Genomic DNA, 15,449 nt, shown 5'->3' on the forward strand with positions numbered 1-15,449 from the left:
CACTTTCCCAGAGACCGCGGTTCAGGGGTGGAGGAAGGCGCGGAGGGCGGTGAGGGTCTCGTCGGGTCGTTCGTCGACCAGGAAGTGGCCGGCGTCGACGGCCTCGCCGCGGACGTCGTCCGCGCGCTCGCGCCAGACGGCCAGGACGTCGTCCGGGCCGGTGCCGACCACGCCCCTCGAGCCCCACAGCACGAGCAGCGGGCAGCTGACCCGGTGCCCGGCTGCGGCGTCGGCCTCGTCGTGCTCGAGGTCGATCGACGCGCCGGCGCGGTAGTCCTCGAGCATGGCGTGCCGGGTGGCCGGGTCGGCGAAGCAGCGTTCGTACTCGGCGAGCTGGGCGGGGGAGTAGACGTCCAGTCCGCTGCCCCAGCCACCGAGCAGGCTGTGCAGGTACCCGGTGGGGTCGCCGGCGATCAGGTTCTCCGGCAGCGGCTCGGGCTGCAGGTAGAAGAACCAGTGGTAGTACGCGGTGGCCAGCCGGCGGTCGACGTGGCCGTAGACGTGCGTGGTGGGCAGCACGTCGAGCACGGCGGCCCGCTCGACGGCGTCGGCGTGGTCGAGGGCCAGCCGGTGGGTCACCCGGGCACCCCGGTCGTGTCCGACCACGGCGTACCGCTCGTGGCCCAGCTCGCGCATGAGCGCGGCGACGTCGGCGGCCATCGCGCGGAAGGAGTGCCCGGCGTGGCCCTCCCCGTCGGCCGGCGTCCCGGAGTCGCCGTACCCGCGCAGGTCCGGGACGACGAGGGTGTGGTCGCGGGCCAGGTCCGGGGCGATCGAGCTCCACATGACGTGGGTCTGCGGGTAGCCGTGCAGCAGCAGCAGCGGTGGGCCCTCCCCGCCGACGACGGCGTGCACCGTCGTCCCCCCGTGCTCGTGCTCGACGGCACCGTCGAGGACGTCGAACCCCGGGAAGAGCGCGTCGGTGGTCATGCCCCGACCGTCGCACCCCCGTCCGGCACGAGCCACCCCGGACAGGGCGAGGCCCCCGGCCGCGGGTGCGGTCGGGGGCCTCGTCGGGGGTGCGGGTGCTACTTCGGCAGGTGCTCGGCCGGGATGCTGGCCAGGCCGGTGGGGGTGTCGTCGTCCCCCTCGTGCCGGCCGTGCTCCTCGGCCTCGTGCCGGCCGTGTGCCTCGGTGTCCAGTGCCGGGGCGCCGTCCTGGGACACCGCCCCGGTCGCGGCGCTGGACGTGGGTGCTGCGGCGCCGACGGCGTTCGCCGTGCGGGTGGCCGCCTCGCCCTCGCCCTCGGCCTGGCCCTGGACGCCCGAGGTGGTGCGCAGCTCGAGCTGGGGCAGGAAGACCAGCACGAAGAAGCCCAGCGCCACGACGCCGGCGGCGATCAGGAAGACCAGGTCGATCGAGCTGGAGAAGCCCTCCTTGAAGGGGGCGGCCAGCACCGAGTCGATCCGCTGGAACACCGAGGTGTCGGCCAGGTCGGTGCCCGCGCCCTGCAGCTGGGCGGCCTGGTCGGGGTTGGCGGCGGCCGCGGCCTGGAAGGCCTCGGTGCCCTGGGCCTCGGCGTAGGCCGCGGGCACCTTGTCACCCAGTGCGGAGAACAGCACCGAGAGGAAGGCCGCGGTGCCCAGCGTGCCGCCCATCTGGCGGAAGAAGGTCACCGAGGAGGTGGCCACGCCGATCTCCTTGGGGCTGACCGCGTTCTGCACGGCCAGGATGATCGGCTGGAAGTTGAACCCGAGGCCCAGGCCCAGCATCACCATGAACGGCACCAGCGACCACACCGAGGTGTCGGAGTCGACGATGAACGACAGGCTGACCAGCGAGATCACCATGAGGACGACGCCGACCATCGGGAACAGCCGGTACTTGCCGGTGCGGGAGATGGTCTGACCGGCGGTGATCGAGCCGAGCATGATGCCGCCGACCAGCGGGATCATCTGCAGCCCGGCGACGGTGGGGCTGGAGCCGTGCACGATCTGCAGGTACTGGGGCAGCAGCAGGATGCCGCCGAACATGCCGGCGCCCAGCACGATCGAGCTCAGTGCGCTGATGGTGAACGTCCGGTTCTTGAACATCCGGATGGGCAGCAGGGCGTCGTCGCCGTAGGAGCGCTCGGCGACGAAGAACCAGACGAAGCCCAGGGCGCCGACGACGTAGGCGATCAGCGACTTGGGGTCGGTCCAGCCCCAGGTGCGGCCCTGCTCGGCCACGATCAGCAGCGGGACGAGGAACACGACGAGCCCGAGGGCACCCGGCCAGTCGATCTTGTGGCGGTTGCTGCGCTTGGGCAGGTGCAGGTTCTTGAACACGACGGCCAAGGCGATGGCGCCCAGCGGGACGTTGACCCAGAAGATCCAGCGCCAGCCGGCCAGACCCAGGATCGACTCCTGGCCGGCCAGGAAGCCGCCGATGACCGGGCCCAGCACCGAGGACGTGCCGAAGACGGCCATGAAGTAGCCCTGGTACTTCGCGCGCTGCCGGGGCGGCACGATGTCGGCGATGATCGTCAGTGCCAGCGACATCAGGCCACCGGCGCCGACGCCCTGCAGGGCGCGGAACGCGGCGAGCTCGTACATCGACTGCGAGATGCCGCAGAGGAACGAGCCGACCACGAAGACGCTGATCGCGAAGATGAAGAACGGCCGGCGGCCGTACATGTCGCTCAGCTTGCCGTAGAGCGGCGTGGCGATGGTCGAGGTGATGAGGAACGCCGTGGTGGCCCAGGCCTGCAGGTCGTAGCCCTGCAGGTCGTCGGCGATCGTCCGGATCGCGGTGGAGACCACGGTCTGGTCCAGCGCGGCCAGGAACATGCCCAGCAGCAGCCCGATCAGGATCGTCATGATCTGGCGGTGGGTGAAGGCCCCGGAGGCGTCCGGCGCGGCGGCTGCGGCGCGGGCGTCCTTCTTCTGTGCGGCCGCGGTGTCGCGGTCGGTGGTCTGGGTCATCGGTCCTTCTCGGGGGTGGTGGCGCTGCCGGTGGGTGAGGTGTCGGGGAGTGCGGTGGTGAGGTCCTCGACGAAGCGGTGGAGGAGGCCGGTGAGGGCGGCGAGGTCGGCGTCGGCCCAGTGCTCGGTGACCTTGGCGAAGAGGGCCTCGCGCTCGGCCTTCATCCCCTCGGTGACGGCCTCGCCGGACGGGGTGACCACGAGCCGGCTGACCCGGCCGTCGGAGGCGTCGGCGACCCGACGGACCAGGCCCCGCTCGACCAGCAGCGTGACGTGCCGGCTGACGGTCGAGGGGTCGGCGTGCAGCAGCTCGGCGAGGGCGCCCTGGCGCAGCGGACCCAGCCGGGTGAGCGGGAAGAGCAGCACGTGCGCGGCGCGCTCGCGGGCGGCGTCGCCGCTGCCGGAGGCGGCGAACTGGGCCTTGAGCGCGTGCACGACCCGCATGAGCCGGGCCAGCTCGTCGGACAGCGCGTGCACGTCGTCGAGCCGGACGGGGGCCGGGAGGGTGTCGGGGCGGGGCATGCGGTCTCCGGGTGTGCCGTGCAGTGGGACGCGAGGACGATAGGACTGTTGCGCGCTACATGCAACCAGTTGTGACGTACACGGGTCTCGGCTGTGCGACATCGCGGTGGCGGACGGGTGGGACCCTGGGGACACCGCCCCCGTACGACCCCCCGAGGAGAGACGTGCCCGAGTCCGACGACCTGCGGTCGCGGCTGTCCACGCTGACGATCGAGGACGAGCACCGCCTGCGCCGTCGACTGGACGGGCTGCGCTCCGTGCGCGACCCGGCCGCCCGGGCCCGCAAGCACGAGCAAGTCGCCGCCGACGTCGTCCGCGCCGAGGCGCGCATCGCCGCCCGCACCGCCGCGGTGCCCACCGTCAGCTACCCCGAGCAGCTGCCGGTGAGCGGTCGGCGCGAGGACATCGCCGCGGCGATCCGGGACCACCAGGTCGTGGTCGTCGCCGGGGAGACCGGGTCGGGCAAGACCACCCAGCTGCCCAAGATCCTGCTCGAGCTGGGCCGTGGCGTGCGCGGGCGGATCGGGCACACCCAGCCCCGCCGGATCGCCGCCCGCACCGTCGCCGAGCGGGTGGCCGAGGAGCTGGGCTCACCCCTGGGCGAGGTGGTCGGCTACAAGGTCCGGTTCACCGACCAGGTGGGCGACACCAGCCTGGTGAAGCTGATGACCGACGGCGTGCTGCTGGCCGAGGTCCAGCGCGACCGGCTGCTCCGCCAGTACGACACGATCGTCATCGACGAGGCGCACGAGCGGTCGCTGAACATCGACTTCCTGCTCGGCTACCTGGCCCAGCTGCTGCCCCGTCGTCCCGACCTCAAGATCGTGATCACCTCGGCGACGATCGACGTCGACCGGATCGCGAAGCACTTCGGCGATGCGCCGGTCGTGGAGGTCAGCGGGCGCACGTACCCGGTCGAGGTGCGGTACCGGCCGGTCATCGACCCCGACGACCCGGAGGCCGACCCCGACCGCGACCAGGTGACCGCGATCGTCGACGCCTGCCGCGAGCTCGTCGCCGAGGGCCCGGGGGACGTGCTGGTGTTCCTGGCCGGCGAGCGCGACATCCGGGACACCGCCGACGCCCTCGGGGAGGCCGCGTTCGCCCACACCGAGGTGCTGCCGCTCTACTCGCGGCTGTCGGCGGCCGACCAGCACCGGGTGTTCCGGCAGCACACCGGACGGCGGATCGTGCTGGCCACCAACGTCGCCGAGACGTCGTTGACCGTGCCCGGCATCCGCTACGTGGTCGACCCCGGGACGGCGCGGATCTCCCGGTACAGCCATCGCACCAAGGTGCAGCGGCTGCCGATCGAGGCGGTCAGCCAGGCCTCGGCCCGCCAGCGCGCCGGCCGGTGCGGGCGCACCTCGGACGGCATCGCGATCCGGCTGTACAGCGAGGACGACTTCGACTCCCGGCCGGAGTTCACCGACCCGGAGATCCTGCGCACCAACCTGGCCTCGGTGCTGCTGCAGATGGCCTCCCTCGGCCTGGGCGAGGTGGAGGACTTCCCGTTCCTGGACCCGCCGGACCGACGCTCGGTGGCCGACGGCATCGCGCTGCTCGAGGAGCTCGGGGCGCTCACCGCCGACGGCAAGCTCACCGAGACCGGTCGCGCGCTGGCCGCCCTGCCGCTGGACCCCCGGCTGGCCCGGATGGTCGTGGAGGCCGACCGGCGCGGGGTGCTGGAGGAGGTGCTGGTCATCGCCGCCGGGCTCACCGTGCAGGACGTCCGCGAGCGCCCGGCCGACGCGCAGGCCGCCGCCGACCAGCTGCACGCCCGGTTCGCCGCCGAGGACTCCGACTTCACCTCGATCCTGAACCTCTGGCGGTACCTGGTCGAGAAGCAGGACGAGCTGTCGGGCAACCAGATCCGCCGCACCGTCAAGCGCGAGTACCTGCACTGGCTGCGGATCCGGGAGTGGCAGGACCTGCACGGCCAGCTGCGCGGCACCGCGCGGCGGCTGGGGATGACCACCGGCGAGCTGGCCCCCGAGCCCGACGAGCGCGGGGTGCACGCGGCCCTGCTGTCGGGCCTGCTGTCCCAGGTCGGGCTCCAGCTGGAGCCCGGCAAGGACGCCGCCCCGGCCGAGAAGCGGCGCGGCTCCCGCGAGTACACCGGTGCCCGCGGAGCTCGCTTCGTCATCGCCCCGGGCTCGGTGCTCACCCGCAAGCCCCCGCGCTGGGTGGTCGCCGGCGAGCTGGTGGAGACCAGCCGGCTCTTCGCCCGCACCGTGGCCCGGGTCGACCCGGAGACCATCGAGAAGCTGGCCGACCACCTGGTCAAGCGGCAGTACAGCGAGCCGCGGTGGGACGCCAAGCGCGGCTCCGTCGTCGCCACCGAGCGGGTCACGCTCTACGGCATCCCGCTCGTCGTCGGTCGGCGCGTGCAGTACGGCTCGATCGACCCCGTCGTCAGCCGGGAGCTGTTCATCCGGCACGCCCTGGTCGAGGGCCAGTGGACGACGAACCACCGCTTCTGGGCGCACAACCAGCAGGTCCTGGCCCGGGTCGCCGAGCTGGAGGAGCGCGCCCGCCGCCGCGACCTGCGGGTCGACGACGAGACGGTGTTCGAGCTCTACGACGCCCGCATCGGGGCCGAGGTGGTCAGCGCCCGGCACTTCGACAGCTGGTGGAAGCAGGCTCGCCGGCAGCGCCCGGACCTGCTGGACTTCACCCCCGCGATGGTCACCGACGCCGCCGTCGCCGAGCAGGTCGCGGCCGGGGACTTCCCCGACGAGGTGCACCTGACGCAGGGCCTGACCCTGCCGTTGACCTACGCCTTCGACCCGGGTGCCGACGACGACGGGATCACCGTCGACGTCCCGCTCGCGGTGCTGGACACCGTCGCCGAGCAGACCTCGGGCGCCTCGCTGGCCTGGACCGTGCCCGGGCAGCGCGAGGAGCTGGTCACCGCCCTGCTGCGGGCGCTGCCCAAGCAGCTGCGCCGCGGCCTGGTGCCCATCCCCGACCGGGTGCGCGAGGTGCTGCCGCACATCGACCCCACCGAGGCGCTGCTGCCGGCGCTGGAGCGGGAGATCCGCCGGGCCGTCGCGGTGCAGGTGCCCCCGGACGCCTGGGACACCGCGAACGTCCCCGACCACCTGCGGGCCACCTTCCGGGTGCTCGACGACCAGCAGCGGCCGCTGGCCGAGGGCAAGGACCTGGCTGCGCTGCGCCGGCAGGTCGCCCCGCAGTCACGGGCGTCGTTGGCGCGGGCGTCGGCCGACGTCACCCGCACCGGGCTGACCTCCTGGACGCTGGGCGCGCTGCCGGCGACCGTGCAGGTCTCCCGCGGCGGCCACCTGGTGACGGCGTACCCGGCCCTGGTCGACGAGGGCGCCACGGTCGGCGTCCGGGTCGTGCCGACGGCGGCCGAGGCCTCCCGGCTCACCTGGCTGGGCGCGCGACGGCTGCTGCTGCTGAGCCTGCCCTCCCCGGTGAAGCCGGTGGTCAAGTCGCTGGGCCCGCGCAGCCGGCTGGCCCTGCAGTTCAACCCCGACGGGGAGATCCCCGACCTGGTCGCCGACTGCGTGGACGCCGCCGCCGACGAGCTCATCGCCGCCCACGGCGGCCCGCCGCGGGACCAGGCCGCCTTCGAGGCGCTGGTCGAGGGCTCCCGCACCCAGCTGCACACGATCACCGCCGATTGCGTGCGCAAGGTGGAGGCGGTGCTCACCCAGGCCCGGGAGACCGCCATCGCGATCGGTGCCGCCCCGGGCCGCCGGGTGCCCGAGGCCGCGATCGCCGACCTGCGGGCCCAGATGACCGGGCTGCTGCACCGCGGCTTCGTCGCCACCGCCGGACGACGCCGGCTGCCCGACCTGGTGCGCTACCTCAAGGGCATGGCGCACCGGCTGGAGAAGCTGCCCGCGAACGCCGCCCGGGACGCCCTGGGCCAGGCCACGGTGGAGGCCGTGGCCACCGAGTACCGCGACCTGCGCGCGAAGGTGCCCGGGGTGGGCGGCCCGGACGACCCGGTGCTGCGCATCCGCTGGATGGTCGAGGAGCTGCGGATCGGCCTGTTCGCCCAGGTCGTCGGCACCCCCCGCCCGGTCAGCGAGCAGCGGCTGTTCAAGGCCATCGACGCGATCGAGGTCCCGGCCGGCTGACCTGCGTCAGATGACGACGGAGAAGGAGAGCTGATGGACGTGATGGTGGTGGTGTCCGACCTGGGAGACAGCGGGGCGACCCGGGTCACTCTCGACCGGGCGGCCCGGTGGCATGAGGGCGGAGATCACGTGACTGTCCTCGTGGTCGCCTGGGAGGCAGAAGGGAGCACCGCGGCGCTGCCCCCTGGGCTCGACGTCGTGCGAGCCACGCGGCCCGGCGCGCAGTTGCGGACGGCGTTGCCCAGGGCGCTACTGCGGGCTGTGCTGCGGGCGCGTCGTGCAGAGGTGGTGGTGAGTGGCACAGAGGTGGGCTTCGGCCTGCTGGTGGCGCGGATGGCAGCCTCCCTCACAGGCCGCCCGCTCGCTGTGACCGTGCAGTCGCGTCCCGACAGAGCAGTCGAGGACTACGTGGACCGGCCTCTCCGTCCGATCACCCGCTGGATCTTGCGGACGTCCTCCCTGGCGGTCTCGGTATCTGATGGTCTGCGCCCCGCGATCGAGGGCCTCGGGGTGTCGAGCAGGAGCGTCGTCGTGGCCCGGAACTCCGTGGACCGGCGGGATGTGCTGCAGCAGTCCGAGGCAGCACCGGCCGTCGCGGTCTCGGTCAGCAACCCGACGGTGGTGTCCAGTGGACGTCTGGAACACCAGAAGGGTTTCGACCTGCTCGTCCGAGCCCACGCACGAGCCCTGCAGGACGGTGCGCCGAGCCACGAGCTGGTGGTCCTGGGTGAAGGTGGTGAGCGGGAGGCCCTCGAGGCGCTGGCCGCCGAGCTGGGCGTCGCGGACTCGGTGCGGCTCCCGGGGTTCACCCCGAACCCGCATTCCGTGGTGGCCCGTTCCGCGCTCTACGTCCTGTCCAGCCGTTACGAGGGGTTCTCCCTCTCACTGGCGGAGGCCCTGGCTTGTGGCGTCCCCTGCCTCGCCTTCGACTGCACAGCGGGACCTGCCGAGGTCCTCGCGGGAGGGAGGTACGGGCACCTGGTCGCGGAGGGAGACGTGACAGCTCTCGCCGACGGCATCCGGGCTCACCTGCTGGACCCGTCGGACCTGCGTGATCGAGCCCTGTCCGCAGCGGCTGGTGCAGACGAGCTCTTCGACCCCGCTGCGCCAGCTCAGGTGCACCGTGCCCATCTGTCCGGCCTGAACGAGAGGTGGACGGCGAGACCGAGCACGGCGTCCAGGCTGCGGGACCGCGTTGTCCGTTTGCGTCGATCCGCGGCGGGGGACTGAGCCGTGACCACCTCAGAAGGAGTGCAGAACATGAGCGAGCCCACCACGCACACCGAGACGCACACCGTCGAGAGCTACAGCTCGGGCACCACCGCGCCCGCCGGCGAGGGCGTCAGCGACCGCGAGATGGTCGACATCGTGGCCGAGGAGACCGACAGCGCCTCGGAGAACGCCCAGAACGCCGGCAAGGACTGGGACGGCGACGCCTCGGAGGCCCCGAAGCCCACGGAGTGAGCCTCAGGCCCGCGGCGGCGCCGGGAAGGACTCCGGGAGCACGACGTCGCGGGCCGCCCCCCACCCGGCCCAGGCCATGGGGAGCAGCAGCACCAGCAGCAGGGCCAGCGGCCAGGACCACCCGCCGGTGAGGTCGTGCAGCACGCCGAGCACCACCGGACCGGCCGCCGCGACCAGGTAGCCCAGGCACTGGGCCACCCCGCCCATCCGGGCCGCGGTCAGCGGGGTCGCCGAGCGCAGCACGATCAGCGTCAGCGCCAGGGCGAACCCGCCGCCCTGGGCGACGCCGAAGACCGCCACCCACACCACGGTCGCCGTGGTCGGGGCGAGGAGCAGCCCGCCCACGCCGACCAGGTAACAGGCGAGGACGACGAGGACCAGCGGCCGCTGCCCCCGCCCGCGGGCCTGCATCGAGCCCGCGACCGTCGGCCCGAGGAAGGCCCCCACCGCGCCGGTCACCGTGGACACCGCCAGGAGCGCCCCGCCGTCGGCGGCCGGCAGCCCGGCGTCGGTGAGCAGGGTCGGCAGCCAGGCGGCCAACGCGTAGAACTGGGTCGACTGCATGCCCAGGAAGACCGTCACCCGGCGGGCCAGCGGCTCCCGCAGCAACCCCCAGGACGCCCCGGGCGCCCGCACCCCGCCGCGACGGCTGGCGCCGGTGCCCGCGACCGGCAGCCACACGGCCAGGGCGAGGACGGCGAGCAGCCCCCACCCGGCCAGCGCCGTCCGCCAGTCCAGCCCCAGCGCCATCTGCAACGGCACGGTGAGCCCGGCGGCCACCGCGGCGCCGACGTTGAGCGCGGCGGAGTAGACGCCCATGACCAGGCCGGGCCGGGCGAACTCGCGCTTGACGTAGGCCGGGACCAGCACGTTCGCGACGGCGATGGCACCGCCGGCGATCACCGTGCCGCCGTAGAGGGCCGCGACCGGGTCCAGCAGCCGCAGGGCGACCCCGCCGGTCAGCAGCACCAGGGAGGCGGCGACCGCCGTCTCCAGCCCGAGCCGGCGCGCCAGCCGGGGCGCGACCGGGGCGAACGCACCGAAGCACAGCACCGGGAGCGAGGTGAGCAGCCCGCCCAGCGCGCTGGACAGCCCGGTGTCGGCCCGCAGCTCCACCAGCACCGGTGCGACCCCGACGACCGCCGGGCGCTGGTTGAGCGCCACCAGGACGACGGCGAGGGCCAGCAGCAGGGTCCCGGCCGTCGTCCGGGCCGGGGGTGTCTGCAGGGTGCCCACAGCCCCCGGTCCGCTCACGGCGTCAGCAGACCACGGGCTCCGGCGGCGGGCCGCACCCGGCTCGGATGACACCCGGTGCCACCTGGGTGCAAGCGTGCTGCGACCGGGGGTGGTCCCGCTCACACCACCGTGCAAGAGTGACGTCAACACCCCTGTGCAACACCGACGTCGAACAGTGGAAGCGAGCGCATGAGCATCCTCGGCACCCGGGTGGTCCGTACGGAGGACCCCCAGTTCCTGACGCGTGGGGCGGTCTACACCGACGACCTCACCGACGAGCGCCTCACCGGCGCCCTGCACGCCACCTTCGTCCGCTCCCAGGTGGCGCACGCAAAGATCCTGTCGGTCGACACCGAGGGCGCGAAGCAGGCTCCCGGCGTCGTCGCGGTCTACACCGCCGCCGACCTGACCGACCTGCCCCCGCTGGCCCCGCCCTTCCCGTTCATCGCGGCCGAGTTCGAGCGGCAGTGGCTGTGCACCGACACCGTCCGCTTCGTGGGTGACGCGATCGCCGTCGTCCTCACCGAGGAGCGCTACCAGGGCGAGGACGCCGCGGAGCAGGTCGTCGTCGACCTCGACGTGCTGCCCGCCGTCGTCGGCACCGCGAACGCCGCCAAGGACGAGACGATCCTCTTCCCGGCCGCCGGCACCAACGTGCTCGCCGCCTTCGGGGAGCCCGCCCCGGCCGACTTCTTCGACGGCTGCGAGGTCGTCGTCGAGCAGGCCGTGGTCAACCAGCGCGTCGCCCCGGTGCCGCTGGAGACCCGCGCGACCTCGGCCGTGTGGGGCGAGGACGGCCGGGTCACCGTCTGGTGCACCAACCAGGGCGCCCAGCAGGCCAAGGGCCAGATCGCCGAGTGGCTCGGCCTGGACGCCTCGCTGGTCCACCTGATCACCCCCGACGTCGGTGGTGGCTTCGGCGCCAAGATCGGTGCCGACCCCGAGTACGCCCTCGTCGCACACCTGGCCAAGCTGTCCGGCCGCCCGGTCCGCTGGACCGAGAGCCGCTCGGAGAACCTCACCTCGATGCTGCACGGCCGCGGCCAGGACCAGGTCGTGAAGATCGGCGGCAGCCGGGACGGGAAGATCGAGGCCTACAGCCTGGTCACCGACCAGGACGGCGGCGCCTACCCGCGCATCGGCGTCGTGCTGCCCACGCTGACGATGCTGATGACGCCCGGCACGTACGCCTTCCCGAAGGTGCACGCCCAGGCCCGTGCGCTGGCCACCAACACCACCCCGATCGGCGCCTACCGCGGCGCCGGCCGACCGGAGGCCACCGCCGCCGTCGAGCGGGCCGTCGACCTGTTCGCCGCCGAGATCGGCATGGACCCGGCCGAGGTGCGCCGGATCAACCTGGTGCCGAAGTTCGACGAGCCGCACACCACGGCGATGGGCGCCACCTACGACAGCGGCGACTACGTCGCGGCGCTGGACCGCGCCCTCGAGGCCTCGGGCTACGCCGGGCTGCGCGCCGAGCAGAAGGCACGCCGGGAGCGTGGCGACGCCCGCCAGCTGGGCATCGGCATCAGCACCTACGTCGAGATCACCGGGGCCGACAACGGCGCCGGCACCGGCGAGGAGGCCGAGCTCGAGGTGCACGCCGACGGCACCGCCACCGTCCTCACCGGCACCTCGCCACACGGCCAGGGCCACGCCACCACCTGGGCGATGCTCGCCAGCGACCAGCTGGGCATCCCGGTCGAGAAGATCACCGTCCTGCACGGTGACACCGACCGGATCCCCAAGGGCGGCGGCACCATGGGCTCCCGCTCGCTGCAGCAGGGAGGTGCGGCGGTGCACCAGGCCGCCGTCGAGCTCGTCGAGGTCGCCAAGAAGCGGGCCGCCGAGCGCCTGGAGGCCAACCCCGACGACCTGATCGTCGACCTGGGCTCCGCCTCGCTGCAGGTCAAGGGCACGCCCGGGGTCTCGGTGAGCTTCGCCGAGCTGGCCGCCGAGGAGGCGCTGATGGTGCAGACCACCTTCACCGCAGCCGCCGCGACCTTCCCCTTCGGCGCGCACGTGGCCGTCGTGGAGACCGACGTCGAGTCGGGCAAGGCGACCGTCGTCCGCATCGTCACCGTCGACGACGCCGGCACGATCATCAACCCGCTGCTCGCCGAGGGCCAGCGGCACGGTGGCATCGCCCAGGGCGTGGCCCAGGCCCTGCTGGAGGAGGTCCTCTACGACGAGGACGGCAACCCGCAGACCTCCACGCTGGCCGACTACCCGTTCATCTCCGCCACCGAGCTCCCGAGCTTCGAGCTGGTCGAGATGGCCACCCCCACCCCGATGAACCCGCTGGGTGCCAAGGGGATCGGGGAGGCCGGGACCATCGGCTCCACCCCGGCGGTGCAGTCCGCCGTCATCGACTCCGTCGCCCACCTCGGCGTCCGGCACGTCGACATGCCCGCCACCTCCATGCGCGTCTGGAAGGCCGTCCAGGCCGCGCAGCAGACCCAGAACGGGAGCACGAACTGATGCAGGTCTCGATGACCGTCAACGGGCAGCAGCGGACCGACGAGGTCGAGCCGCGGATGCTGCTGGCGCACCACCTGCGCGACAACCTGGGGCTCACCGCCACCAACATCGGCTGCGACTCGACGTCCTGCGGTGCCTGCACCGTGATCGTCGACGGGCTGTCGGTGAAGAGCTGCACGGTGCTCGCGCTCCAGGCCGAGGGCTCGCAGGTCACCACGCTGGAGGGCCTGGCCGGCGAGGACGGCGAGCTGCACCCCGTGCAGGCCGCCTTCCAGTCCGAGCACGGCCTCCAGTGCGGCTTCTGCACCTCGGGCATGGTCATGGCCTCGGTGGGCGTCCTCGCGGCGAACCCGAACCCGACCGACCGGGAGGTCCGCGAGGGCCTGGAGGGCAACCTCTGCCGCTGCACCGGCTACCACAACATCGTCCAGGCGGTCCTCAAGGCCGCCGAGGCCGGACCGGTCGCCGGTCAGGTCCCGCAGTCGCAGGAGGTGTCCGCGTGATCCCCAGCCCGTTCGACTACGTGCGCGTCTCCTCGGTCGACGAGGCCGTGGCGGCGCTGGCCGAGCACGGCGAGGACGCCAAGATCCTCGCCGGCGGGCACTCGCTGCTGCCGATCATGAAGCTGCGGCTGGCCATCCCCTCGGTGCTCATCGACATCTCCGGGATCGCCGACCTCAACTACGTCCGCGTCGACGGCGACCAGGTCGCCATCGGGGCCGGCACCCGGCACCACGACCTGGAGAACTCCGACGTGGCGAAGGCCGAGGTGCCGCTCCTGCCGCACGTCGCCTCCCGCGTCGGTGACCCCCAGGTGCGCCACCGCGGCACCCTCGGCGGCACCGTCGCGCACTGCGACCCCGCCTCGGACCTGCCGACCGCGCTCCTCGCGCTCGGCGCCGACGTGGTGCTCGCGGGCCCGAACGGCCGGCGCACCGTGCCGATCACCGAGTTCTTCCTCGGGTTCTTCGAGACGGCCATGGAGGAGGGGGAGCTCATCGTCGAGCTCCGCGTCCCCCGCACCGGCGACGCCGGCTGGGCCTACGAGAAGTTCACCCGCCGGGAGAACGACTGGCCGATCGTCTCGGCCGCCGTGGCGCACCTGCCCGGCGGCGGGGTCGGCGTGGCACTGGCCAACATGGGCGGCGTGGTGCTGAAGGCCACCGCCGTCGAGGCCGCGCTGGCCGAGGGGAAGTCGATCGAGGAGGCCGCCGCGCTGGCCGCGGAGGGCACCTCGCCGTCCTCGGACATGCACGCCGACGCCGAGTACCGCTCGCACCTGGCCCGGCTGCTCACCCGCCGTGCGCTGGCGGTCGCGGCCGGCGAGGCCGAGGCCAGCACCGCGGAGAGCACGGCCGCGGCCTGACCCCGCAGCACGGACGAGAGCGCCCTCCCCGGACCCCGGGGAGGGCGCTCTCGGCGTGTCAGGAGGCGGTGGTGATCATCCCGGCCGCGACGGTGGCGTTGGTGGCCTCGTCGACCAGGATGAACCGGCCGGTCGCCCGGTTGTGCCGGTAGTCGTCGACGAACAGCGGCTGGGTGGTGCGCAGGGTGATCCGGCCGATGTCGTTGAGCCCCAGCTCGGTGGCGGTGTCGTCGGGCTCGAGGGTGTTCACGTCGAGCCGGTGCTGCAGCGCCTTCACCACCGCCCGCACGGAGCGGGTGGTGTGCTTGACGGCCAGCTTCTGCCGGGGCCGCAGGGGCTCGTCGGTCATCCAGCAGACCACCGCGTCCAGGTCCTGCGTCGCGGTCGGCCCGCCCGCGGGGTGGGACAGCAGGTCCCCGCGGGAGACGTCGACGTCGTCGGTCAGCCGCAGGGTCACCGCCATCGGCGGGAACGCCCTGGCCACCGGGCCCGCGGGGCCGTCGACGGCGGCGATCGTCGTCGTCCGGCCGGAGGGCAGCACCTGCACCTCGTCGCCCGGGCGGAACACCCCGCTGGCCACGGTGCCGGCGTAGCCGCGGTAGTCGCGGTGCGCGTCGGACTGCGGCCGGATCACGTACTGCACCGGGAACCGGGCGTCGGCGAGGTTGACGTCGCTGCCCACCTCGACCCGCTCGAGGTGGTCCAGCAGGGAGGGCCCGTCGTACCAGGGCATCCGCTCCGAGGGCGTGACCACGTTGTCCCCGGCCAGCGCCGAGATGGGGACGACGGTGAGGTCGGGGACGTCGAGCTTGGCCGCGAAGGCCCGGAACTCGTCGCGGATGGCGGTGAAGACGTCCTGCGACCAGTCGACGAGGTCCATCTTGTTCACCGCGACCACCAGGTGCGGCACCCGCAGCAGCGAGGCGAGGAAGGCGTGCCGGCGGGACTGCTCGAGCACCCCCTTGCGGGCGTCGACCAGCACGATCGCGAGGTCGGCGGTCGAGGCGCCGGTGACCATGTTGCGGGTGTACTGCACGTGCCCGGGGGTGTCGGCCAGGACGAAGGTGCGCCGCGGGGTGGTGAAGTACCGGTAGGCGACGTCGATGGTGATGCCCTGCTCGCGCTCGGCGCGCAGGCCGTCGGTGAGCAGCGACAGGTCGACGTGGTCGCCCCGGCTGGCCCGCGAGATCGCCTCGTACTGGTCCTCGAACACGGCCTTGCTGTCGTAGAGCAGCCGGCCGATGAGGGTGGACTTCCCGTCGTCCACCGAACCCGCGGTCGCGATCCGCAGGATGTCCTTGCGGGCGGTGGCGAGCTCCGCGGCGGCGGAGGTCAGGGCGTCGTGGTCGCTCACGCGGCCACCTCC

General features: G+C 73.3%; 11 protein-coding genes. 6 read left to right on the forward strand and 5 right to left on the reverse strand.

Annotated features, from left to right (window positions below; all coding sequences use genetic code 11):
* Positions 1 to 21 precede the first annotated feature (21 nt).
* From ASG36_RS12795 to ASG36_RS12805, 3 genes are all read right to left on the reverse strand, one after another.
* On the reverse strand, positions 22 to 930 hold the full coding sequence (locus tag ASG36_RS12795) for an alpha/beta fold hydrolase (RefSeq protein WP_082523057.1): 909 nt from the start codon (positions 928 to 930) through the stop codon (positions 22 to 24).
* 98 nt (positions 931 to 1,028) lie between these two features.
* Positions 1,029 to 2,903 (reverse strand): MDR family MFS transporter, encoded by a 1,875-nt coding sequence (locus ASG36_RS12800; protein WP_055764319.1) that lies wholly within the window; start codon positions 2,901 to 2,903, stop codon positions 1,029 to 1,031.
* Entirely contained in the window at positions 2,900 to 3,424 is a 525-nt protein-coding gene (locus tag ASG36_RS12805; protein WP_055764322.1) for a MarR family winged helix-turn-helix transcriptional regulator, read from the reverse strand. The genes ASG36_RS12800 and ASG36_RS12805 overlap by 4 nt, the downstream gene beginning before the upstream one ends.
* Before the next feature lie 164 nt (positions 3,425 to 3,588).
* Here ASG36_RS12805 and hrpA point away from each other — a divergent pair, with 164 nt between their 5' ends.
* Genes hrpA through ASG36_RS12820 form a run of 3 tightly spaced genes read left to right on the forward strand, consistent with a single transcriptional unit; the run spans position 3,589 to position 9,000 of the window.
* The gene (gene hrpA / locus ASG36_RS12810) at positions 3,589 to 7,536 is read left to right on the forward strand and encodes an ATP-dependent RNA helicase HrpA (RefSeq protein WP_055764325.1); all 3,948 of its coding nucleotides are present in this window, start codon (positions 3,589 to 3,591) and stop codon (positions 7,534 to 7,536) included.
* A gap of 33 nt (positions 7,537 to 7,569) precedes the next feature.
* Entirely contained in the window at positions 7,570 to 8,766 is a 1,197-nt protein-coding gene (locus ASG36_RS12815; protein ID WP_055764328.1) for a glycosyltransferase, read from the forward strand.
* A gap of 30 nt (positions 8,767 to 8,796) precedes the next feature.
* Positions 8,797 to 9,000, forward strand: coding sequence for a hypothetical protein (locus ASG36_RS12820; protein WP_055764331.1), 204 nt, complete (start codon positions 8,797 to 8,799; stop codon positions 8,998 to 9,000).
* 3 nt (positions 9,001 to 9,003) lie between these two features.
* Here the strand turns inward: ASG36_RS12820 and ASG36_RS12825 are convergent, their stop codons facing one another.
* Positions 9,004 to 10,254 carry an MFS transporter gene (locus ASG36_RS12825; protein ID WP_162245194.1) on the reverse strand — a complete coding sequence of 417 codons (1,251 nt, stop codon included), beginning with the start codon at positions 10,252 to 10,254 and terminating at the stop codon, positions 9,004 to 9,006.
* 171 nt (positions 10,255 to 10,425) lie between these two features.
* On the opposite strand from ASG36_RS12825, the gene ASG36_RS12830 reads away from it, so the two are divergent.
* From ASG36_RS12830 to ASG36_RS12840, 3 genes are read left to right on the forward strand one after another with little or no spacing between them, the layout of a single operon-like run.
* The gene (locus ASG36_RS12830) at positions 10,426 to 12,717 is read left to right on the forward strand and encodes a xanthine dehydrogenase family protein molybdopterin-binding subunit (RefSeq protein ID WP_055764336.1); all 2,292 of its coding nucleotides are present in this window, start codon (positions 10,426 to 10,428) and stop codon (positions 12,715 to 12,717) included.
* Positions 12,717 to 13,220, forward strand: coding sequence for a (2Fe-2S)-binding protein (locus ASG36_RS12835; protein WP_055764339.1), 504 nt, complete (start codon positions 12,717 to 12,719; stop codon positions 13,218 to 13,220). Before ASG36_RS12830 ends, ASG36_RS12835 begins: the two co-directional genes overlap by 1 nt.
* Positions 13,217 to 14,083 carry a xanthine dehydrogenase family protein subunit M gene (locus ASG36_RS12840; protein ID WP_055764342.1) on the forward strand — a complete coding sequence of 289 codons (867 nt, stop codon included), beginning with the start codon at positions 13,217 to 13,219 and terminating at the stop codon, positions 14,081 to 14,083. Before ASG36_RS12835 ends, ASG36_RS12840 begins: the two co-directional genes overlap by 4 nt.
* 58 nt (positions 14,084 to 14,141) lie before the next feature.
* On the opposite strand, the gene ASG36_RS12845 is transcribed toward ASG36_RS12840, so the two are convergent.
* The gene (locus ASG36_RS12845) at positions 14,142 to 15,437 is read right to left on the reverse strand and encodes a sulfate adenylyltransferase subunit 1 (RefSeq protein WP_235494933.1); all 1,296 of its coding nucleotides are present in this window, start codon (positions 15,435 to 15,437) and stop codon (positions 14,142 to 14,144) included.
* Between the last annotated feature and the right edge of the window lie 12 nt (positions 15,438 to 15,449).

Origin of the sequence: Geodermatophilus sp. Leaf369 (assembly GCF_001424455.1) — a bacterium.
Taxonomy (GTDB): Bacteria; Actinomycetota; Actinomycetes; order Mycobacteriales; family Geodermatophilaceae; genus Klenkia.

What these genes read in the sequence shown, in the direction of transcription:
- ASG36_RS12805 (WP_055764322.1), bottom strand. Translation starts at nt 3,424, where the DNA reads ATGCCCCGCCCCGACACCCTCCCGGCCCCCGTCCGGCTCGACGACGTG.
- ASG36_RS12835 (WP_055764339.1), top strand. Translation starts at nt 12,717, where the DNA reads ATGCAGGTCTCGATGACCGTCAACGGGCAGCAGCGGACCGACGAGGTC.
- ASG36_RS12815 (WP_055764328.1), top strand. Translation starts at nt 7,570, where the DNA reads ATGGACGTGATGGTGGTGGTGTCCGACCTGGGAGACAGCGGGGCGACC.
- ASG36_RS12820 (WP_055764331.1), top strand. Translation starts at nt 8,797, where the DNA reads ATGAGCGAGCCCACCACGCACACCGAGACGCACACCGTCGAGAGCTAC.
- ASG36_RS12800 (WP_055764319.1), bottom strand. Translation starts at nt 2,903, where the DNA reads ATGACCCAGACCACCGACCGCGACACCGCGGCCGCACAGAAGAAGGAC.
- ASG36_RS12795 (WP_082523057.1), bottom strand. Translation starts at nt 930, where the DNA reads ATGACCACCGACGCGCTCTTCCCGGGGTTCGACGTCCTCGACGGTGCC.
- ASG36_RS12830 (WP_055764336.1), top strand. Translation starts at nt 10,426, where the DNA reads ATGAGCATCCTCGGCACCCGGGTGGTCCGTACGGAGGACCCCCAGTTC.